This window comes from Paramagnetospirillum kuznetsovii, from assembly GCF_003284725.1.
GTDB lineage: Bacteria > Pseudomonadota > Alphaproteobacteria > Rhodospirillales > Magnetospirillaceae > Phaeospirillum > Phaeospirillum kuznetsovii.
Genome location: NZ_PGTO01000035.1, coordinates 1 through 19,726 on the forward strand (window position 1 = coordinate 1; position 19,726 = coordinate 19,726).

Annotated in this window: 10 protein-coding genes; 8 read left to right on the forward strand and 2 right to left on the reverse strand. The window is 66.1% G+C overall.

The annotated features are described in order from the left end of the window. Window positions 1–26: 26 nt before the first annotated feature. The 5 genes from CU669_RS20070 to CU669_RS20090 are packed head-to-tail and all read left to right on the forward strand — an operon-like array spanning window position 27 to window position 10,087. Window positions 27–6,110, forward strand: a complete 6,084-nt coding sequence (locus CU669_RS20070; protein WP_205119519.1) for a putative Ig domain-containing protein — start codon at window positions 27–29, stop codon at window positions 6,108–6,110. Between the two features lie 2 nt (window positions 6,111–6,112). Then, window positions 6,113–6,331 carry a hypothetical protein gene (locus CU669_RS20075; protein WP_112147376.1) on the forward strand — a complete coding sequence of 73 codons (219 nt, stop codon included), beginning with the start codon at window positions 6,113–6,115 and terminating at the stop codon, window positions 6,329–6,331. Continuing rightward, window positions 6,328–7,641 carry an efflux RND transporter periplasmic adaptor subunit gene (locus tag CU669_RS20080; RefSeq protein WP_112147377.1) on the forward strand — a complete coding sequence of 438 codons (1,314 nt, stop codon included), beginning with the start codon at window positions 6,328–6,330 and terminating at the stop codon, window positions 7,639–7,641. The genes CU669_RS20075 and CU669_RS20080 overlap by 4 nt, the downstream gene beginning before the upstream one ends. A gap of 5 nt (window positions 7,642–7,646) precedes the next feature. Continuing rightward, window positions 7,647–9,749: a site-2 protease family protein gene (locus tag CU669_RS20085; protein WP_112147378.1), complete on the forward strand. Its 2,103-nt coding sequence runs from the start codon at window positions 7,647–7,649 to the stop codon at window positions 9,747–9,749. A 26-nt stretch (window positions 9,750–9,775) separates the two neighbouring features. Beyond that, window positions 9,776–10,087, forward strand: coding sequence for a hypothetical protein (locus CU669_RS20090; RefSeq protein ID WP_112147379.1), 312 nt, complete (start codon window positions 9,776–9,778; stop codon window positions 10,085–10,087). A 44-nt stretch (window positions 10,088–10,131) separates the two neighbouring features. On the opposite strand, the gene CU669_RS20095 is transcribed toward CU669_RS20090, so the two are convergent. Together CU669_RS20095 and CU669_RS20100 are read right to left on the reverse strand one after the other, a co-directional pair. Then, a complete protein-coding gene (locus CU669_RS20095) occupies window positions 10,132–11,079 on the reverse strand; it encodes an alpha-E domain-containing protein (RefSeq protein WP_112147380.1) in 948 nt (315 codons plus the stop codon). A 2-nt stretch (window positions 11,080–11,081) separates the two neighbouring features. After that, a complete protein-coding gene (locus CU669_RS20100) occupies window positions 11,082–12,548 on the reverse strand; it encodes a circularly permuted type 2 ATP-grasp protein (RefSeq protein ID WP_112147381.1) in 1,467 nt (488 codons plus the stop codon). A 173-nt stretch (window positions 12,549–12,721) separates the two neighbouring features. Here CU669_RS20100 and CU669_RS20105 point away from each other — a divergent pair, with 173 nt between their 5' ends. Genes CU669_RS20105 through CU669_RS20115 form a run of 3 tightly spaced genes read left to right on the forward strand, consistent with a single transcriptional unit; the run spans window position 12,722 to window position 19,507 of the window. Continuing rightward, window positions 12,722–16,051, forward strand: a complete 3,330-nt coding sequence (locus tag CU669_RS20105) for a transglutaminase family protein (protein ID WP_112147382.1) — start codon at window positions 12,722–12,724, stop codon at window positions 16,049–16,051. A gap of 4 nt (window positions 16,052–16,055) precedes the next feature. Then, window positions 16,056–18,632 (forward strand): circularly permuted type 2 ATP-grasp protein, encoded by a 2,577-nt coding sequence (locus tag CU669_RS20110; protein WP_112147383.1) that lies wholly within the window; start codon window positions 16,056–16,058, stop codon window positions 18,630–18,632. Next, window positions 18,629–19,507 carry a transglutaminase family protein gene (locus tag CU669_RS20115; RefSeq protein WP_112147384.1) on the forward strand — a complete coding sequence of 293 codons (879 nt, stop codon included), beginning with the start codon at window positions 18,629–18,631 and terminating at the stop codon, window positions 19,505–19,507. Before CU669_RS20110 ends, CU669_RS20115 begins: the two co-directional genes overlap by 4 nt. The last annotated feature ends 219 nt before the right edge of the window (window positions 19,508–19,726 follow it).

The window sequence follows — 19,726 nt, forward strand, 5'->3', positions numbered from 1 at the left end:
AGCGCCGCCGTCCCGACCTGGGCCTGATGGCCCTGGAGCCGCGCTGGATGTTCGACGGCGCCGCCGCCGTCGATGCCGCCCATGCCGCCCCGGATGCGGCGGCCCTCGCCCTGATTCCGAGCGTCACCGCGCCGGTCGAGGTACGGGCCGCCGATCCCGCCAAGGATAATGGCCGCAAAGAGGTGGTGTTCGTCGACACCTCGCTCGCCGACTACAAGACCCTGGAGGCGGCGGTCAAGGAGGGCGTCGGCATCGTCGAGATCGACGGCGGCCAAAGCGGCCTGGCCCAGATGGCCAAATGGGCCGAAACCCATACGGGCTATGACAGCATCGCCATCCTGTCGCATGGCGCCGAAGGCATGGTGAAGATCGGCACCGACATCGTCACCGATGCCCAGTTGTCAGATGCGACCACCCAAGCCGAACTGGCCGAGATCGGCCACGCCCTGAAGACCGGCGGCGATCTGCTGCTCTATGGCTGCGACGTGGCCAAGGGCGAGGATGGACAGCAGCTTGTCAATGATCTGGCCGCCGCCACCGGCGCCGATGTGGCGGCTTCCGACGATGTCACCGGCAAAAGCGGCGACTGGACGCTGGAATATGGCGCTTCCGGCCCCGTTACGCCGGGCGTCTTCGCGCCCGGTCAACTCGACGCCTATCTCGGTGATCTTGCTGGCGGCGAAATCGACAGCATCAGTTGGAGCTCCGGTTTCTCTTTCTCCGCAAGCGCTTCCGCCTCGGGAAACAATATCCTCCTAAATCTTGGCGGATGGCTCGACTACACAACGAACGGAACTTTTCACAATAACTCGCTTGATTACAAGGCATCGGTCTACGTTAACGGCTACTACCAGGATAACAGCGGAAACATAATAGCATCAAATGTTTACCTGCAAAAAGAGGTCAGTTTCTCGGCTGGTGGCACCCAGTACTATCTGGGAAACGCAAGTGGCCTACTCCAATATAGTAGTAATAATTTTTCCACATCAACATCAGGAAAATATGTAATAACAAACTATTCAATTAGTCACTGGTGGCAGTTGAACATTGGACTTTCCGGAACTCCGTATACACAGTACTCGGTCACCTTCAACGCCACTCCCGCCTTCACGGGCGGTTCCAGCCAGGCCCTGTCCCTGACGGTGGACGCCTCTACGGTGGATTTGGCGTCCACCCTGCATGTGAGCGACACGGATTCCAGCCAGACCGAGACCTGGACCCAGAGCAGCGGCCCCAGCCACGGCAGCTTGAGCATTTCCGGCGCCACCGCGTCGTCGGGCAGCGCCGACATCACGCCGGGCGGGACCATCACCTACACGCCCGACGCGGGCTATACCGGGACGGACACGTTCAGCATCCAGGTCAGTGACGGCACGGCGACGGCGACCAAGACCTTCACCGTCACCGTCAACGACGCGCCGACCATTTCGGGCGCCTCGGCGGGCCAAGCGGTCAACGACACCGCCACGGTGTCGCCCTTCACCGGCGTCACCATCGCCGATACCGGCACCAACCAGCAGACCCAGACGGTGAGCGTCACCCTGGACACCGCCGCCAAGGGCAGCTTCACCACGCTCTCCGGCTTCACCAATGCCGGTGGCGGGGTCTATACCTATTCCGGCACCGCCGCCGCCGCCACCTCCGCGGTCCGGGGGCTGGTGTTCACGCCGACGGCCAACCGGGTGGCGCCCGGCTCGACCGAGACCACCACCTTCACCATCAGCACCAATGACGGAATCGCCTCGGCGGTGACCAATGCCACCACCACGGTGGTCTCCACCTCCCTCAACGACACGCCCACCGATATCGCGCTGTCGTCGTCCAGCGTGGCGGAGAACAGCGCCGCCAGCACGGTGGTGGGCAGCCTCACCACCACCGACGCCGATACGGGCGACAGCTACACCTATACCCTGGTGGGCGGCGCCACGGACAAATTCCAGATCTCGGGCAGCCAGCTTCAGGTCAAGAGCGGCGCCAACCTGGATTACGAGACGGCCACCAGCCACAGCGTCACGGTGCGCACCACCGATTCCCAGGGCGCCTTCTACGACAAGGCCTTCACCATCACGGTGACCAATGTCAACGAGACGCCCACCGACATCGCCCTGTCGGCGGCCAGCGTTCCCGAGAACAGCGCGGGCGGAACCGTGGTCGGCAATCTGTCCGCCACCGACCCGGACAGCGGCAATACCTTCACCTATTCCCTGGTGGGCGGCGCCACGTCCAAGTTCCAGATCTCGGGTAGCCAGTTGCAGGTGCAGGCCGGTGCCAATCTGGATTACGAGACGGCGACCAGCCACAGCGTCACGGTGCGGGTCACCGACCAGGGCGGGCTCACCTACGACAAGGCCTTCACCATCACGGTGACCAATGTTCCCGACCCGCCGACGGTAAGCATCAACGAAGGCGCCACGGTCACCACCGGCCAGTCGGTCACCATCAACGCCACCCGTCTGGTGGCCTATGACGGCGAACAGGCGGCGGGCAGCCTGACCTACACCATCGGCACGGCGACGGCGGGCGGCACGCTGTATCGCAACGGCGTGGCGCTGACCACCGGTTCCACCTTCACCCAGACCGACGTCAACACCGGCCTGATCACCTATACCCATGGCGGCGGGGCTGGCGCTTCGGACAGCTTCAGCTTCACGGTGTCGGACGGCGTGTCGGGCGCCACGGCCTCGACCAGCTTCGCCATCACCGTCAACCGCAACCCCAGCGGCGCCATCGCCGCGACAACCTGGAACGGTTCGGGCGCCAAGACCTACACCTTCGGCGCCTTCAGTGACCTGGACGGCGACACGCTCGCCTATTCCGCCAAATTGCAGGACGGAAGCGCCATGCCGTCCTGGCTGAGCTTGAATTCCAGCACCCGGACCTTCTCGGGCAACCCGCCCGCCGGAGTGAGCAGCCTGGCCGTCCGGGTGACGGCCAGCGACGGCAAGGGCGGCACGGGGAATGCCGATTTCACGCTGACCATCACCAATGCCAACGACACCGCCACGGTGGCCAACGCCATCCCCAACCAGACCTGGACCGGATCGGGGGCCAAGAGCTATCAGGTACCGGCCACCACCTTCTCGGCCGATCCGGACGGCGACGCGCTGAGCTATTCCGCCACCTTGCAAGGCGGCGGAGCCCTGCCTGCCTGGCTGTCCTTCGACGCGGCCAGCCGCACCTTCAGCGGCAATCCCCCCGCCGGGGTGGGGCCGTTCAACCTGAGCGTCACCGCCAATGACGGCAACGGCGGCACCGTGTCGTCCACCTTCACCCTGACGCTGACCACCACCAATGACGCGCCGGTCCTGGTGACGCCGCTGTCGCCGCAGGCCATGAGCGGACCGGGGGTGTGGAGCTACGCCGTGCCGCCGTCCACCTTCTCGGACGCCGACGGCGACACCCTGAGCTGGAGCGCCACCAGGGCCGACGGCTCGGCCCTTCCCGCCTGGTTGTCCTTCAACGCCGGTACCTTCACACTGTCGGGCAACGCCCCCAACAACCTGCCCCAGGTGGACGTCAAGGTCAGCGTTTCCGATGGACAGGGCGGCACGGCGTCGTCCAGCTTCCGCCTCAACATCGACCAGAATACCAGCAACGACGCCCCCGTGGCGGCCAACGCCATCGCCAGTCAGACCTGGACGGGCAGCGGGTCCAAGACCTTCCAGATCCCGGGCAACACCTTCACCGACGCCGATGGCGACACGCTGGCCCTGTCGGCCACCTTGACCGGCGGGGGAGCGCTGCCCTCCTGGCTGAGCTTCAACCCGCAGCGCTGGAGCTTCAGCGGCAATCCGCCGGCCTCGGCCGATGGCCAGACCTACGCCATCACGGTGAGCGCCAACGACAACGAGGGTGGTACGGTCTCGACCGCCTTCAACCTGACCATCGCCAGCGCCAACGACACCCCCTTCCTGGCGGCCGGGATTCCAGACCAGACCAAGAGCGGCAGTGGCGCCTGGAGCTATCAGGTTCCGGTGGGCAGCTTCACCGACGCCGACGGCGACGCCATCACCTGGAGCGCGACGCAAGGCGACGGGTCGGCCCTGCCGTCCTGGCTCTCCTTCGACGCCGCCACCCGCACCTTCTCGGGCAATCCGCCGTCCAGCGTGTCCAGCCTGACGCTGAAGGTCACCGGCACCGATCCCTCGGCGGCCAGCGCCAGCAGCAGCTTCACGCTCAGGGTGTCGGATTCCAACGATGCCCCGGTCCTGGCCAATGCGGTGGGGCCGCAATATATGACCGGCCCCGGCGCCTGGAGCTTCCAGATCCCGGCCAACACCTTCACCGACGCCGATGGCGACACGCTGAGCTGGAGCGCCACCCAGACCGACGGATCAAGCCTGCCGTCCTGGCTGTCCTTCGACGCCAATACCCGCACCTTCACGGGCAACCCGCCCTGGGGCGCCCCCAATGTGGCGCTCAAGGTCGCGGTGTCCGACGGCAATGGCGGCACGGCGTCCACCAGCTTCCTGCTCTCCATCGACCAGAGCACCACCAACGACATCCCCACCGTGGCCAACGCCATACCGGCCCAAAGCTTCGATGGCGCGGGCAACTGGATCTACCAGGTGCCGGGCAATACCTTCGCCGACGGCGATGGCGACCAGCTTTCCGCCACCGCCACCCTGTCCAACGGCGGTGCGCTGCCGTCCTGGATGAGCTTCAACGCCTCCACCTGGACGTTTTCCGGCAATCCGCCCGCTTCGGCCAACGGCCAGACCTATGCCGTCAAGGTCACCGCCACCGACAACCAGCAGGGATCGGTCAACACCACCTTCAACCTGACGGTGACCAACGCCAACGACACCCCGACGGTGGCCAACGGCATCGCCGAGCAAAGCTGGAGCGGATCGGCCGCCAAAAGCTTTCAGTTCGCCGCCAACACCTTCGCCGATGCCGACGGCGATACCCTGACCTACAGCGCCACCAAGGCGGACGGCACGGCGCTGCCGTCATGGCTGTCGTTCAACGGGGCGACCAGGACGTTTTCCGGCAATCCACCGTCCAGCCTGCCTTACCTCGACCTCAAGGTGACGGCGTCGGACGGCAACGGCGGGACCAAGTCCACCACCTTCCGCCAATTGATCGGCAATGCCAACGACACCCCCGTGGTCGGCTCGCCCGGCGGGTCGAGCCTGGGCAGCGGCGGCAGCTATCCGATTCCCTTCGGCACCTTCTCCGATCCCGACGGCGACACGCTGACCTATACGGCCAGCGGGCCGAACGGCGCGCCCCTGCCCTCGTGGCTGAAATTCGATCCTGCCACCCAGACCTTCAGCGGCACCCCGCCCGTCGGGAACAAGGGATCGGTGCCGGTCACCGTGACCGCGACCGACAGCTCGGGCGCCATCATCAGCACGCTCATCAACGTCAGCTACGACAGTCCCAGTCCGCCGCCGCCACCGCCGCCGCCGCCGCCCGCTCCGCCGCCGATCGTGGCGGACACGCCCAAGCCGCCGCCACCGGTCGACGCGCCGACCATCCTCTCCGCGCTGCGGGCCGCGGTGGCGGACGGCAATGCCTTCACCCAGGGCACGTCCGGTCCTGGCGCCAATGCCCTCGCCGCCAAAATCGCGGCGGTGACCGGCGGCGGCTTCCAGGTGGTGGTGTCGAATCCGCCGGTCAACGCCATCAGCGATGGGGCGCTGTTCGTCGCCAAGGGCATTCCGGCCGTGGTGATGGAGAGCAACGTCATCAACTTCGCGGTGCCGGCGGACGCCTTCGGCCATACCAGTGCCGAGGCAGGCATCCAGCTTGCCGCCAAGATGAGCGACGGCCGCCCCCTGCCGCCCTGGATGAGTTTCGATGCAACGCGCGGCGTCTTCGTCGGCGAGGCGCCGGAGGGCTTCAAGGGGGCGCTGGCGGTAGTGGTGACCGCCCGCGACAACGGCGGCCACGAGGTCGCCACCAATTTCCGCATTCAGATCGGCGGCGGAGCGGTGAAGGAAGGCGGCCGCGAGCCCCCGGCCGCCGACCCGCCCGCGCCGCCGCCCCAAGGCCAGCGCAACGGCGCGCAGGCGCCCGCCCGCGACGGCAAGCTGGCCTTCACCCAGCAACTGAAGCAGGCCGGCCGCCACGCGGCGGTAGCCCACTTCGCCCGGTGGGGGTGAGAATGCTTGGCTTCAGGCATGGAAAGCCCGATCCAGCGACGGGAAGCCGATACGGCAAGGTGGGATCGTGGGAGACGGTCTGGACGGTGGAGAAGCTGTTCCAACCGCCGGGCTTGGCGCCCCATGTCCGATTGGTTGACGAGGGCACCGGCCGACATATGACCTTGGCCGTTGCCGTCGTCACTGACTTGGCTCACTTCACCCCCATGGACAAGCCATGACCGAGACCAATCCGCTGATCTCCCTCCTGGGGCTGGAAGAACACGCCCGTCGGGCGGCGACGGCGCGGGAACTGGCTTTCGTCATGGTCAACGACACCCGCCAGGTTATTCAGTACCGCCAGGCGGCGCTGATCACCGAGGATTGCCGCGTGCAGGCGGTCTCCGGCGTCGCCGAGGTCGAGGGCAACGCACCCTTCACCCTGTGGCTGCAACGGATCTGCCGCCGCTTCGATTTCGACGCCCCTCGCGCCATCGGCCCGGACGACGTCCTGGCGGCGGACGCGGCCGAATGGTCGGAGTGGCTGCCGCTCCAAGCCCTGTGGCTGCCCTTGCCCGGTCGGGACGGCAAGCGCCAGGGAGGGCTGTTGCTGGCCCGTGATGAGGCGTGGGACGAGGGCGAGATCGCCCTGGCGGCCCACGCCGTCGGCACCTTCGCCCACGCCTGGGCGGCGCTGCATCGCCCTTCTCCCTTAAGCACCTGGCGCCAACGCCTGACGGCGATCCCCAAATGGCGCCTCAAGGTCGCCGCCGCGATCGTGCTGCTGCTGCTCTTTCCCGTGCGTCTGTCGGTGCTGGCCCCGGCCGAGATCGTCGCCCGTGATCCGGCGGTGATCCGCTCGCCATTGGATGGCGTGGTGGAACGGGTGTTGGTCCGGCCCAATCAGGTGGTGACCGAGGGCGAGGTTCTGCTGGAACTGGACCGCACCACGCTGACCGGCAAGCTGGAAGTAGCGAAGAAGGCGTTGTCCACCGCCCAGGCCGAGACAGACCAGACGACCCAGCAGGCCTTTTTCGATGCCAAGGCCAAGGGGCAATTAGCCGTCTTCAAGGCGCGCATCGACGAGCGTCAGGCCGATTTGGCGCAGTTGGAGGATCTGTTGGCCCGCGCCGTGGTCAAGGCGCCGCGTGCCGGAGTGGCCGTCCTCGACGATCCCGCCGAGTGGCAGGGCCGCCCGGTCGGGGTCGGCGAGCGGATCATGGCGGTGGCCGCCCCCGACGATACCGAGATCGAGGCCTGGCTGGCGCCCGCCGACATCATCGAACTGGAGGCCGGTGGACCGGTCACCGCCTTTCTCAATGCCGCCCCGCTGTCGCCGGTCACGGCAAGGCTGCTCTACGTCGCCTACGAGGCGGTACCGCAGGCCGACGGCGCCCCCGGCCATCGGGTCCGGGCCAAGCTGGAGCCGGGCCAGACAGCCCCCCGACTGGGTCTGAAGGGCACCGCGCGGCTCGACGGCCATCGGGTGCCGCTGATCTATTGGCTGCTTCGCCGCCCCTTGGGTGTCGTGCGCGGCTATCTGGGGCTGTGACCGTAATGGAGGCCGCCCTCGCCCTGCCGCCGCTTCGCGACGAGCTTTCCTTGCATCCCGGACCGACCTCGCTGGATGGATCGCCCAGTTGGACGATCCGCGATCCGGTCCGGAACCGCTATTTCCGCATCGGCTGGATCGCCTTCGAGGCCTTGTCGCGTTGGAACGAGTCCCCCGCGACGGTGGCCGAGGCGGTCAATGCCGACACCACGCTGGACATCGACGCCGAGGATGTTCTCGACGTCGCCCGCTTCCTGGTCGGCAATCAATTGACCCGCCCCCAGAGTCCGGCCGACACCAGGCGGCTCGCCGAGCAGGCGGCGGCTTTGCATCCGTCCTGGTTCCAGTGGCTGCTGCATCATTACCTGTTCTTCCGCATTCCGCTGGTGCGGCCCGATCGGGGACTGGATTGGCTCGCGCCCTGGGTGGCATGGCTGGGGAGCACGGGTTTCCGCCGGACCACCATGGCCGCCCTGGTGCTGGGATTGATCCTGATCGCCCGCCAATGGGATGTCTTCGCCGCCAGCTTCGTGGACAATCTCAGCCTGTCGGGCATGCTGAGTTATGGCGTCGCGCTGACCGTGGTCAAGGTGATCCATGAATTGGCCCATGCCTTCACCGCCAAGCGTTTCGGCTGCCGGGTGCCGACCATGGGAGTGGCCTTCCTGGTGATGTGGCCGGTGCTCTATACCGACGTCAACGAGACCTGGATGCTGGCCAGCCGACGCCAACGCCTTCTGGTGGGATCGGCCGGTATCGCCGCCGAATTGTCGGTGGCGGCCTGGGCGACGTTGGCCTGGGCGTTCCTGCCGGATGGCGCCCTTCGCCAGGCGATGTTCGTGCTGGCGACGCTCACCTGGGTGTCGTCGCTGGCGATCAATCTCAGTCCCTTCATGCGTTTCGACGGCTATTTCCTGCTGATGGATGCGCTGGAGATCCCCAATCTCCATCCCCGCGCCTTCGCCATGGCCCGGTGGTGGCTGCGGGAAGCGCTGTTCGGTCTGGGCGAGGACGCGCCGGAAGCCATGCCGCCCGCCCGCCGCCACGCCCTGGTCACCTTCGCTTTCGCCGTGTGGATCTACCGGTTGGCCCTGTTTCTCGGCATCGCCGTGCTGGTCTATCACTTCTTCATCAAGGCGGTGGGCGTCGCCCTGTTCGTCGTCGAGATCGGCTGGTTCGTCGCCCTCCCCATCTGGAGCGAGCTGCGCCAATGGGCGGAGCGCAAGACGGTGATTCTGGCCGGGCGGCGCTGGCGGTCTTTCGCCTTCGGTCTCGGATCGTTGCTGCTGGTCGCCCTGATCCCCTGGCACTCGACCATCGAGGCGCCCGCCGTGCTGTCGGCGGAGGTGGCGACGCCCCTGTTCCTGCCGGCCCCGTCCCGGCTCGCCTCCATGGAGGTGGCGCGGAACCAGCATGTCACCAAGGGCACCCGACTGCTGATCTTCACCTCGCCCGACATGGAGCGCCGCCGCGCCGCATCCGCCGCCCGCCTCACCGGTAAGAATGCCGAATTGGAAGCGGTCAGGCTCGACCCCTTCGGCCGCGAACGCCTGTCGGCCCTGACCGAGGAGGTGTCACGGCTCCAGGCCGAGCAAGCGGCCCTCGAAGCCGAAGCCGAGCGGCTGATCCTCGTCGCCCCCCATGACGGCATCGTCCTCGATCTGCTGCCCAATCTGCATCCGGGCGACTGGCTGTCGCCCAAGCAGCAGTTGGGCCTGGTGCGGGCCGACGACAGACCCCAGGCGGTGGCCTATGTCACCGAGGACGACCTGGAGCGCATCCGGATCGGTGACGAGGCCAGTTTCATCCCCCGTGGGCTGGACCATTTCCGGCGGCACGGCACCGTCACCGGCATCGACCGCAACCCGGCCAGGACGCTCCCTGAGCAGACCCTTGCCGCTCCCTATGGCGGCGACATTCCCGTCCGTCCCCAGGGCCAGGCCCTGGTGCCCCAGGGCAGCTATTTCCGAGTGACCATGGCGATGGACGGCGCGCCCCCCGATATCAAGCTGGTGGGCCATGCCGATATCAAGGGACAGGGCCAAAGCCTGATCGGCCGTGCCGTCCGGTCCATGCTGGTGGTGCTGGTGCGCGAATGGGGCGCATGATGAACCCGACAACCAAGGAGAATAGTATGACCTTGCGGAAAATTCTGATCTCGACGCTGGCGTCGATTTTCGTCGCCTGGGCCACGGTGGCCGTCGCCCAACAGGTTGCGATCGGCAAGAGCTATGAGGACGGCAAAGCGGCCGAGATCTCGGCGGCCAGGCTGCGCCTCGCCACCCGCCCAGCCGTGACGGGCATGCAGGAGTTGAACGAGGCGGAGGGGCTGTTGCGACAACTGAAGACCACCGCCGAAGCGAGTTCCCGCCGCAAGATCGCCGCCGAGCTCGATCTGGCGGTAACCCGCCTCGACATCGTCGCCAATGATCCCACCGGGCGCTAACGGCCTTTCTTCCCGCGGTCGAGGAGGGTGGGGATAGCGCCCTCTTATCGCGACTGGCAGAACGCCTCGCGGATTTCGCCGAAGATCAGCATCAGATGCTGCTGGACCCAATCGATGAATTCGTGAAGGCCGCGATTGATGACCGCATCGATGGTCTGATCCGTCAGGGCCGCGCGCAATTCGTCCAGTAATTCCAAGGCCCGCGCCCCTCCTCGTAGATGATAGCGGGTGCGCAACTGGGTCAAAAGCCAATCCATCTGGCGCACGCATAGGATCACCGAGCGCGGGAAGGAATCGGAAAACAACATGAAGGCCGCCACGTTGCGCGGCGTGATGGTGCCCGCGAACACCCGGCGCGAAGCCTGATACCCGGCGGCGGCGCGCAAAAGCGCATTCCAATGGCTGACATCCAATGCCGAGCCCACATCCTCGGCTCTTGGCAGCAGGGTGTGATACTTGATGTCCAACAGGCGGGTGGTCTGGTCGGCCCGTTCCAGGGACTTGCCCAGCATGTAGAAGTAGTGGGCCTGATCGCGATAGAAGGTGCCCTCGGTGATGCCGCCGTGCAACTGGCAGGCTTCCTTGATCTCGGTGCACAGAGCCGACAGATTGGCCTGGGACACGGCATTGACGCTCAAGCCTCCCATCCAGGTGCTCATGCGGTTGATCTGGCGCCACATCTCGGTGGAAATCAGCGGCCGCAGTGACCGGGCGTTCTCGCGCGCGGCGCGCATGGACGAGATGATGGAATTGGGATTGTCCTGATCCAGGATGTAGAAGTGCGGCACCGTACCGGCATCGGCCACCCGGTGACGCTTGAAGAAGCGTTCCTCGTCGGCATTGATTTGCACCACCGGCAACCAATTGCGCCCGGCGCGATCGCGCGCGAAGGTCTCGGCCACCCCCAGGATGCGGGCAAGATTCTCGATCCGCTCCATGTAGCGGGCCAGCCAGATGATGGAATCGGCGTTCCGGGAAAGAAGGTCCGACATGATTACGCCTCCAATACCCAGGTATCCTTGGACCCGCCGCCCTGCGACGAGTTGACCACCAGCGACCCTTCCTTCAGGGCCACCCGCGTCAATCCGCCCGACAGAACCGTCGTCTTGGCCCCCGTCACCGCGAAGGGCCGCAGATCCACGTGACGCGGCTGCACGCCCTTGTCGGTCAGGGTCGGACAGACCGACAGGCCGATCATGGGCTGGCTGATGTAATTGGCGGGATCGGCCTTCAGCTTAGCGCGGAACTCGTCGATCTCGATGCGGCTGGCCTTGGGCCCCAGGATCATGCCGTAGCCGCCCGATTCGCCCACCGGCTTGACCACCAGATTTTCCAGGTTGTCCAGGGTATAGCGCAGCCCCTCCGCCTCGCGGCAGATGAAGGTCTCCACATTGGGCAGGATGGCGTCCTCGCCCAGATAGTATTTCACGATGCGCGGCATATAGGCATAGACCGCCTTGTCGTCGGCGACGCCGGTGCCCGGCGCGTTGGCGATGGCGACATTGCCCTTGCGATAGGCCTGCATCAGACCGGGAACGCCCAGCATGGAATCGGGACGGAACACCTGCGGGTCCAAGAAGGCGTCGTCGATACGGCGATAGATGCAATCCACCGAGGCCCGACCGGCGGTGGTCAGCATATAGACCCGGTCATCCTCGACCACCAGATCGCGGCCCTCGACCAGGGGCACCCCCATCTCGCGGGCGAGGAACACATGCTCGAAGAACGCCGAGTTGTAGATGCCGGGCGACAGCAGCACCACGCTGGGATCATTGCCCGATACCGGCGAAATCTCGTCGAGCGCGTTGCGCAGCATCAGGCCGTAATTGTCCACCGGCCGCACCCGCGCCCCCTCCATCAGATCGGGGAAGGATTGCAGCATCAGATTGCGGTTCTCCACCACGTAGGAGACGCCGGACGGCGTGCGGGCATTGTCTTCCAGCACCCGGAACTCGCCCGCCTGATCGCGGATCAGATCGATGCCGCACACATGGGAATAGGCGCCGCACGGCACCTTGAGGCCCTTCATGAACTGATGGTAGTTGGCGTTGCCCAGCACCAGATCGGCGGGAACCACCTTGTCGGCCAGGATGCGCTGGTCGTGATAGAGATCGTCGAGGAACAGGTTGATGGCATTCACCCGCTGGATGATGCCCGCTTCCAGCCGCGACCACTCGCTGGCGGTGATGACCCGAGGCAGGATATCGAAGGGCAGAATGCGGTCGATGGCGTCCTTGTCGGAATAGACCGTGAAGGTCACGCCGAGATCGAACAGCTCCTTCTCCGCCAACCCCAGACGGCGGCGCAGATCATCCTCGTCAACGGCGTTCAGGCGCTGGAACAGCGCCGCCAAGTCGGCCTGCCCATCGGGACGCGCCGACGTCAGTTCACAGAAGAATTCCCCGCGCTGGTATCGTGCCAGCAGGCCGGGTCCGGGCGGCGACGCCTGTGTTTGGTTCATCGCCTGCCCTCCTGAAATGATATTGGTCATGGAAGGAGGATAACACCGCCCCGGACTTTGTTCAAATTCTAGGCAGCGGTACAGCCATGCCGAATCCCAAGGCTTTTTTGACAGCGACCGTCACCAGCATGTGCTAGGCTTTCCCCCCATTTCGCGTCGGGACCAATGTAAAGATGGCCATTCACGTCAAGCTCCGTCACACCACCAGCTACACCTACGACCGCCCCGTCACCTTGTCGCCGCAAGTGGTGCGGTTGCGCCCGGCGCCTCATTCCCGCACACCGGTTCTGTCCTATTCCCTGGACATTTCGCCCAAGACCCACTTCATCAACTGGCAGCAAGACCCCCAGGGCAACTGGCTGGCCCGACTGGTGTTCCCCGAGAAGGTCGATCACTTCACGGTGGATGTGGACCTTGTGGCCGACATGTCCATCGTCAATCCGTTCGACTTCTTCCTGGAACCGGAGGCGGAGCACTTTCCCTTCACCTACGACCATGCCCTGGATCACGAGCTGAAGCCGTTCCTGCTGTGCGATGACGCGAGTCCGCTGCTGAAGGACTATGTGGCCAGCATCGACATCAGCAAGCCGATCCAGACCAACGACTTCATCGTGGCGCTGAATCAGCGGCTGCAATCGGAGATCAGCTACACCATCCGCATGGAGCCCGGCGTCCAGACCCCGGAACAAACCCTGGGGATGAAAAGCGGGTCGTGCCGCGATTCCGCCTGGCTGCTGGTGCAGATTCTGCGCCGCCTGGGCCTTGCCGCCCGTTTCGTCTCCGGCTACCTGATCCAGTTGGTCCCCGACGTCAAGCCGCTGGAAGGTCCGGCCGGGGCGGCGGAGGATTTCACCGACCTGCATGCCTGGACCGAGGTCTATCTGCCCGGCGCCGGCTGGATCGGCCTCGACCCCACCTCCGGCCTGTTGACCGGCGAGGGACACATCCCGCTGGCCGCCTCGCCCGATCCCAGCAGCGCCGCCCCCATCACCGGCGCCGTCGAGATGTGCACCGTCGGCTTCGAGCACAAGATGAGCGTCGTCCGCGTGCTGGAAACGCCGCGCGTCACCAAGCCCTATTCCGAGGAGCAATGGCAGGCGGTGCTCAAACTGGGTGATCTGGTGGACGAGCACCTGGCCAAGGGCGATGTGCGCCTGACCCAGGGCGGCGAACCCACCTTCATCTCCGTCGAGGACATGGATGCCGAGGAATGGAATACCTCGGCGGTCGGCCCCACCAAGCGCGCCTATGCCGATGACCTGATCCGCCGTCTGCGTGACAAATTCGCGCCGGGCGCCCTGATCGCCTATGGCCAGGGCAAGTGGTATCCGGGCGAAAGCCTGCCGCGCTGGGCCTTCTCGCTGATCTGGCGGGAAGACGACGAACCGGTCTGGCGCAACCCGGACCTGATCGCCCTGGAGAAGGACGACCACCAGCCGACCCATGAACTGGCCCATGACTTCGCCAAGGCGCTGACCCGTCACCTCGGCGTGGATTCCGCCTATGCCATGCCCGCCTGGGAGGATCCCGCCTATTACCTGCTGCGCGAACAGGCGCTACCCATCAATGTGGACCCCATTGAAAGCAAGCTGGAAAACCCCGAGGAACGCGCCCGGCTGGCCGCCGTGTTCCGGCGCGGCCTGGGCACGCCCACCGGCTACGTGCTGCCGCTGCAGCCCTGGCAGGCCCGCGACACCTTCCGTTGGATCACCGGCCCGTGGCCGACGCGGGACGGCAAGCTGATCACCATTCCCGGCGATTCGCCGCTGGGCTTCCGCCTGCCGCTGGAATCCCTGCCGTGGATTCATCCCGACGACTACCCCTATCACAACGAGCGCGACCCCTTCGAGCCGCGCGCGCCGCTGCCGCCGCCCAAGCGCCGCCAGCATTCCCAGATCGAGCGGGTTCCCGCCTCCGCCGCCGCCCGTGGCGCGGTCACCCAGCAGGTGCCGGTGGATCTGCGCCCGGTGGAAACCGCCAATGGCCTGGTGTCGGAGAATGTCCGCACCGCGCTGTGCGTCCAGCCCCGCGACGGCCGCATCAACGTCTTCCTGCCGCCGGTGGAAACCGCCGAGCAGTATCTCGACCTGATCGAGGCGGTGGAACTGGCCGCCGCCGAGGTCAAGGCGCCGGTCCATGTGGAAGGCTATTCGCCGCCCGCCGATCCGCGCTTGAAGATCATCCGCGTCACCCCCGATCCCGGCGTCATCGAGGTCAATGTCCACCCGGTGGAGCATTGGCGCGAATTGGTGGCCAATACCGAGACCTTGTACGAGGAAGCCCACCAGACCCGGCTGGGCACCGAGAAGTTCATGGTGGACGGCCGCCATGTGGGAACCGGCGGCGGCAATCACATGGTGCTGGGCGGCTGGACGCCCGACGACAGTCCGTTCCTGCGCCGCCCCGATCTGCTGGGCAGCCTGATCCGCTTCTGGCAGAACCATCCCAGCCTGTCCTATCTGTTCTCCGGCCTGTTCATCGGCCCGACCAGCCAGCATCCCCGGGTGGACGAGGCCCGCGACGACACCCTCTACGAGCTGGAAATCGCCCTGACCCAACTGCCGCCGCCCGGCACCAACGTGGCGCCCTGGGTGGTGGACCGGGTGCTGCGCAACGTGCTGATCGACGCCTCGGGCAATACCCACCGCACCGAGTTGTGCATCGACAAGCTGTATTCCCCCGACGGCCCCACCGGGCGGCTGGGACTGGTGGAATTCCGCGCCTTCGAGATGCCGCCCCATGCCCGCATGAGCCTGGTGCAGCAATTGCTGCTGCGCGCCCTGGTGGCCCGGTTCTGGGAAGATCCCTATACGGAAAAGCTGATCCGCTTCGGGTCCAGCCTGCGCGACCGCTACATGCTGCCGCACTGGATCGAGCGGGATTTCGAGCAGGTGCTGGAATGGCTGCGGGCGGGCGGCTACGACTTCGACAAGTCGTGGTTCGCGCCACATATGGAATTCCGCTTTCCCGTGGTGGGCGGCATCACCCATCAGGGCGTGCGCCTGGAACTGCGCAACGCCCTGGAGCCCTGGCATGTCATGGGCGAGGAGCCGGGCGCGGGCGGGACCGTGCGCTATGTGGATTCCTCGGTGGAGCGCATCCAGGTCAAGGTCTCCAATCTGGAAGGCGACCGCTATGTGGTCTCGTGCAATGGCCGCCGCATTCCCCTGGCGCCCACCGGCGTGCGGGGCGAGGCGGTAGCCGGTGTGCGTTACCGCGCCTGGGCTCCGGCGTCTTGCCTGCATCCCACCATCGGCGTCCACACCCCGCTGGTGTTCGATCTGCTGGACACCTGGACCGGCGAAGCCGTGGCGGGCTGCACTTATCACGTCGCCCATCCGGGCGGACGCAGCTATGATACCTTCCCCGTCAATTCCTACGAGGCGGAAGCGCGCAGGCGCGCCCGCTTCTTCCCCTTCGGCCATTCCCATGGGCCGCTGCGGGTCGACGGGGGGGCGGTCCATCCTGACTACCCCAACACGTTGGATTTGAGGCTACAATAGGGATATGCCGCAAGTGCTCGAGGGGGAGGCGAAGATCCAACGACGACTGAAGAGCCATGACGCCGCTCCGCCGGTATCGCTGCAGAGCGTCTATCGGCCCTTGCCCGGCGTCTATGACGAGGTGCTGGCGGAAAACGGCGAGGTGCGTCCCCATTGGCAATCCTTCGCCGATGGACTGATGCGCTATGAGCCGCAGGAGATGCGGCGGCGTTGGGACATGGGCCAGCGCCTGCTGCGCGACAATGGCGTCACCTACAATGTCTATGGCGATCCCGCCGGTCTCGACCGTCCCTGGCGGCTGGACCCCTTGCCGGTGATTTTGAGCCAGGATGAATGGCATATGATCACCGCCGGGGTGGAGCAACGCGCCACCCTGATGGAAGCCATTCTCAGCGACCTTTACGGCAAGCGGACCCTGGTGGGCCGTGGCCTGATTCCCTCGGGCCTGCTGCACGCCAATCCCGGATTCCTGCGCCCCTGCCACGGCTGGAAGCCCGCGGGTCAGAGGCATATGCACGTCTATGCCGCCGATCTGGCCCGTGGCGACGACGGTAAGTGGCGGGTGGTGGGCGACCGCACCGAAAGTCCATCGGGCTCGGGCTATGCCCTGGAAAACCGTTCCATCGTCAGCCGCGTCCTGCCGGAACTTCACCGCTCGTTGCAGGTGGAGCGGCTGGGTCCGTTCTTCGACACCTTGCGGCGCTCGCTGCAATCGCTGTCGCCCCGGCACAAGGACGATCCGCGCATCGTCCTGCTGACCCCCGGCCCCTACAACGCCACCTATTTCGAGCACGCCTTCCTGGCGCGCCAGTTGGGCATCACCCTGGTGCACGGCGAAGACCTGACGGTGCGCGACAATAACGTCTACCTGAAGGCGTTGACCGGCTTGCAGCGGGTCGATGTGATCTTCCGCCGCACCGGCGGCGTCTGGTGCGATCCCCTGGAATTGCGGGGTGATTCCACCCTGGGCGTCGCGGGCCTGTTGCAATCGGCCAAGGCCGGCAACGTGGCCCTGGCCAACGCCATCGGCTCCGGCTTGCTGGACGGCGCGTCGGTGCTGGGCTTCCTGCCCGCGCTGGCCCGAGACCTTTTGGGCGAGGAACTGGGGCTGCCATCGGTTCCCACCTGGTGGTGCGGCGAGCCGGAAGCCTGCCGTCATGTCCTGCAAAACCTCGAACGCCTGTTCATCCGCCCCGCCTTCGCCAACCGCGACCAGCCGGTGGTGGGCTCCGCCCTGGACGAGCGGGCGGCGGCGAGAATGCGCGACACCATCGCCGCGCGGCCGTGGGATTGGGTGGCCCAGGAAATCGGCGGCACCTCCACGGTTCCGGTGTGGACCGGCGGCCAGTTGGAGCCGCAGCATACCGTGCTGCGCGTCTTCGCCGTGGCCACCGATCGCGGCTGGCAAGTCTTGCCCGGCGGATTGGCGCGCCTGTCGGCCGAGCGCGACCTGCTGACCACCCGCCTACAGGCCGGCGGCGGCGGCAGCAAGGATATCTGGATCGCCGCCTCGGGCCGCCGCGACGCCCAGACCGCCGCCCGTGTCCGGGCTCCGGCGGTCAAGCTGACCCGCGACAACCGCGATCTGCCGTCACGGGTCGCCGACGACATGTATTGGCTGGGCCGTTACCTGGAACGCTGCGAGGCGACCACCCGGCTGTTGCGCTCCGCCCTCGGCCATATGGAAGATTGCCTGGCCCAGGGCGACGGCGCCCAGGCCCGCGCCACTTTGCTGACCCTAAGCCAGTTGGGGCTGGACCTGCCGGAAGACATCGAGAAGGAGCACCCGGAAAACCTGCCCTATCGCCTGATCCAGCACCATATGGACGTGGCCCAGCCCGGACTGGCCAATTCGGTGGACCGATTGATCCGGGTGGTCACCAATCTGCGCGATCGCCTGTCCACCGACACCTGGCGTTCGGTGCAGCGCCTGCGCGAGGAATCCGGCCGCCTCGAAGCCGAAATGCTGGATGGCGACGTCATCGGGCGGTTGAATTCGGCGCTGCTGACCATGCAGGCACTCAGCGGCCTCGTCATGGAGAACATGACGCGGGGACCGCAATGGCTGTTCCTCGACACCGGCCGCAGGCTGGAACGCGCCATCGCCCTGGTGGACAATCTGAGTGGCGCCCTGAACGACGTGGAGAGCGAGGAATCGGTTCCGCTGGACCTTTTGCTGGAGGTCTGGGACAGCATCATGACCTATCGCTCGCGCTATCTGGCGACGCCCCGGCTGGCGGGCGTTTTTGATCTGCTGCTGTGCGACGAGGGCAATCCCCGCTCCCTCGGCTTCCAGTTGTCCATTCTGGCCCGCCACATGGACTCCCTGGCCGGGATCGGCGACGACAGCGGCTTCTACCAGCCGGAACAGAAGCTGATGACCATCCTGTCGGGCACCGTGCGGACCACCGACGTGACCATTCTATCGCGCTACGAGCGCGATGCCGGTTATCACGACGCCGAGCGGCTGCTCGATATCCTGCGCTCGCGCCTGTGGGAACTGTCGGAACAGATTTCACGCACTTACTTCACCCATGCCCAATGGCGCCTGCCGGTGGCGCGCATGGAGGTGCTGCCATGAAATTCCGGGTCCGCCATCTGACCACCTATCGCTACACCGAACCGGTGCAACTGTCGCACCATGCTGCCCATCTGCGCCCGCGCGAGGTGGATGGACAGCAGATCAGCAAGGTTGCGGTGTCCATCCGCCCCGAACCGGCGGTCTTGCATGACGGCGGCCGCGACTATTTCGGCAATCCCACCACGTTCTTCACCATCCAGGAGCCCCACTCCACCCTGGTGATCGAATCCACCTTCGTGGTGGAGACCAATCAGCAGCCGCCGCTGCCGCAGATCGCGGTGCCGTCCTGGGACAGTGTGCGGCTCGACGCATGGCCGGGCGGACGCGGGCTCGACGAATCGGTGATGGACTATGTCTTCGCTTCGCCCCAGGTGCCCATGCTTCAGGAGGCGGCCGACTTCGCCGCCCCCAGTTTCCCCCCCGGCCGCCCGTTGACCGAGGCGGTCTTGGACTTGGTCTCGCGCATCCACAAGGAGTTCGCCTTCGACCCCGAGGCCACCAGCGTCGGAACCCCGCTGATGACGGTGTTCGAGGAACGCCGGGGCGTCTGTCAGGACTTCGCCCATGTGGGCATCGCCTGCGTCCGCGCCATGGGACTGGCGGCCCGCTATGTCAGCGGCTATATCCGCACCATCGCGCCGCCCGGCAAGGAGAAGATGGTGGGCGCCGACGCCTCGCACGCCTGGCTGTCGGTCTACCAGCCGGGCTGGGGCTGGCTGGACGTGGACCCCACCAACAACATGGCCGCCGGACAGGACCATGTGGTGGTGGCCTGGGGCCGCGACTATGACGATGTCAGCCCGGTGCGCGGCGTCGTCCTGGGCGGCGGCGACCATCAGGTGATCGTCGCGGTGGACGTGGTCGAGGCCGCCTAGAATCCGTCGGAGTTTGGTGGAATCGATTTTTCCTTTTCGTCACCCTCGGGCTTGACCCACGGCTATCCGGTGAAATTCCTGGCGGACGGCTTGGTGGTTGGCGCCGATGATTCACCACCAAGGCACCAAGGACACCAATAGGGCGGAGCAAATGGCCAAGCCTCACTCGCTCGTCATGGCCGGGCGTGTCCCGGCCACCCACGCGGTTCCGCTTGAAAG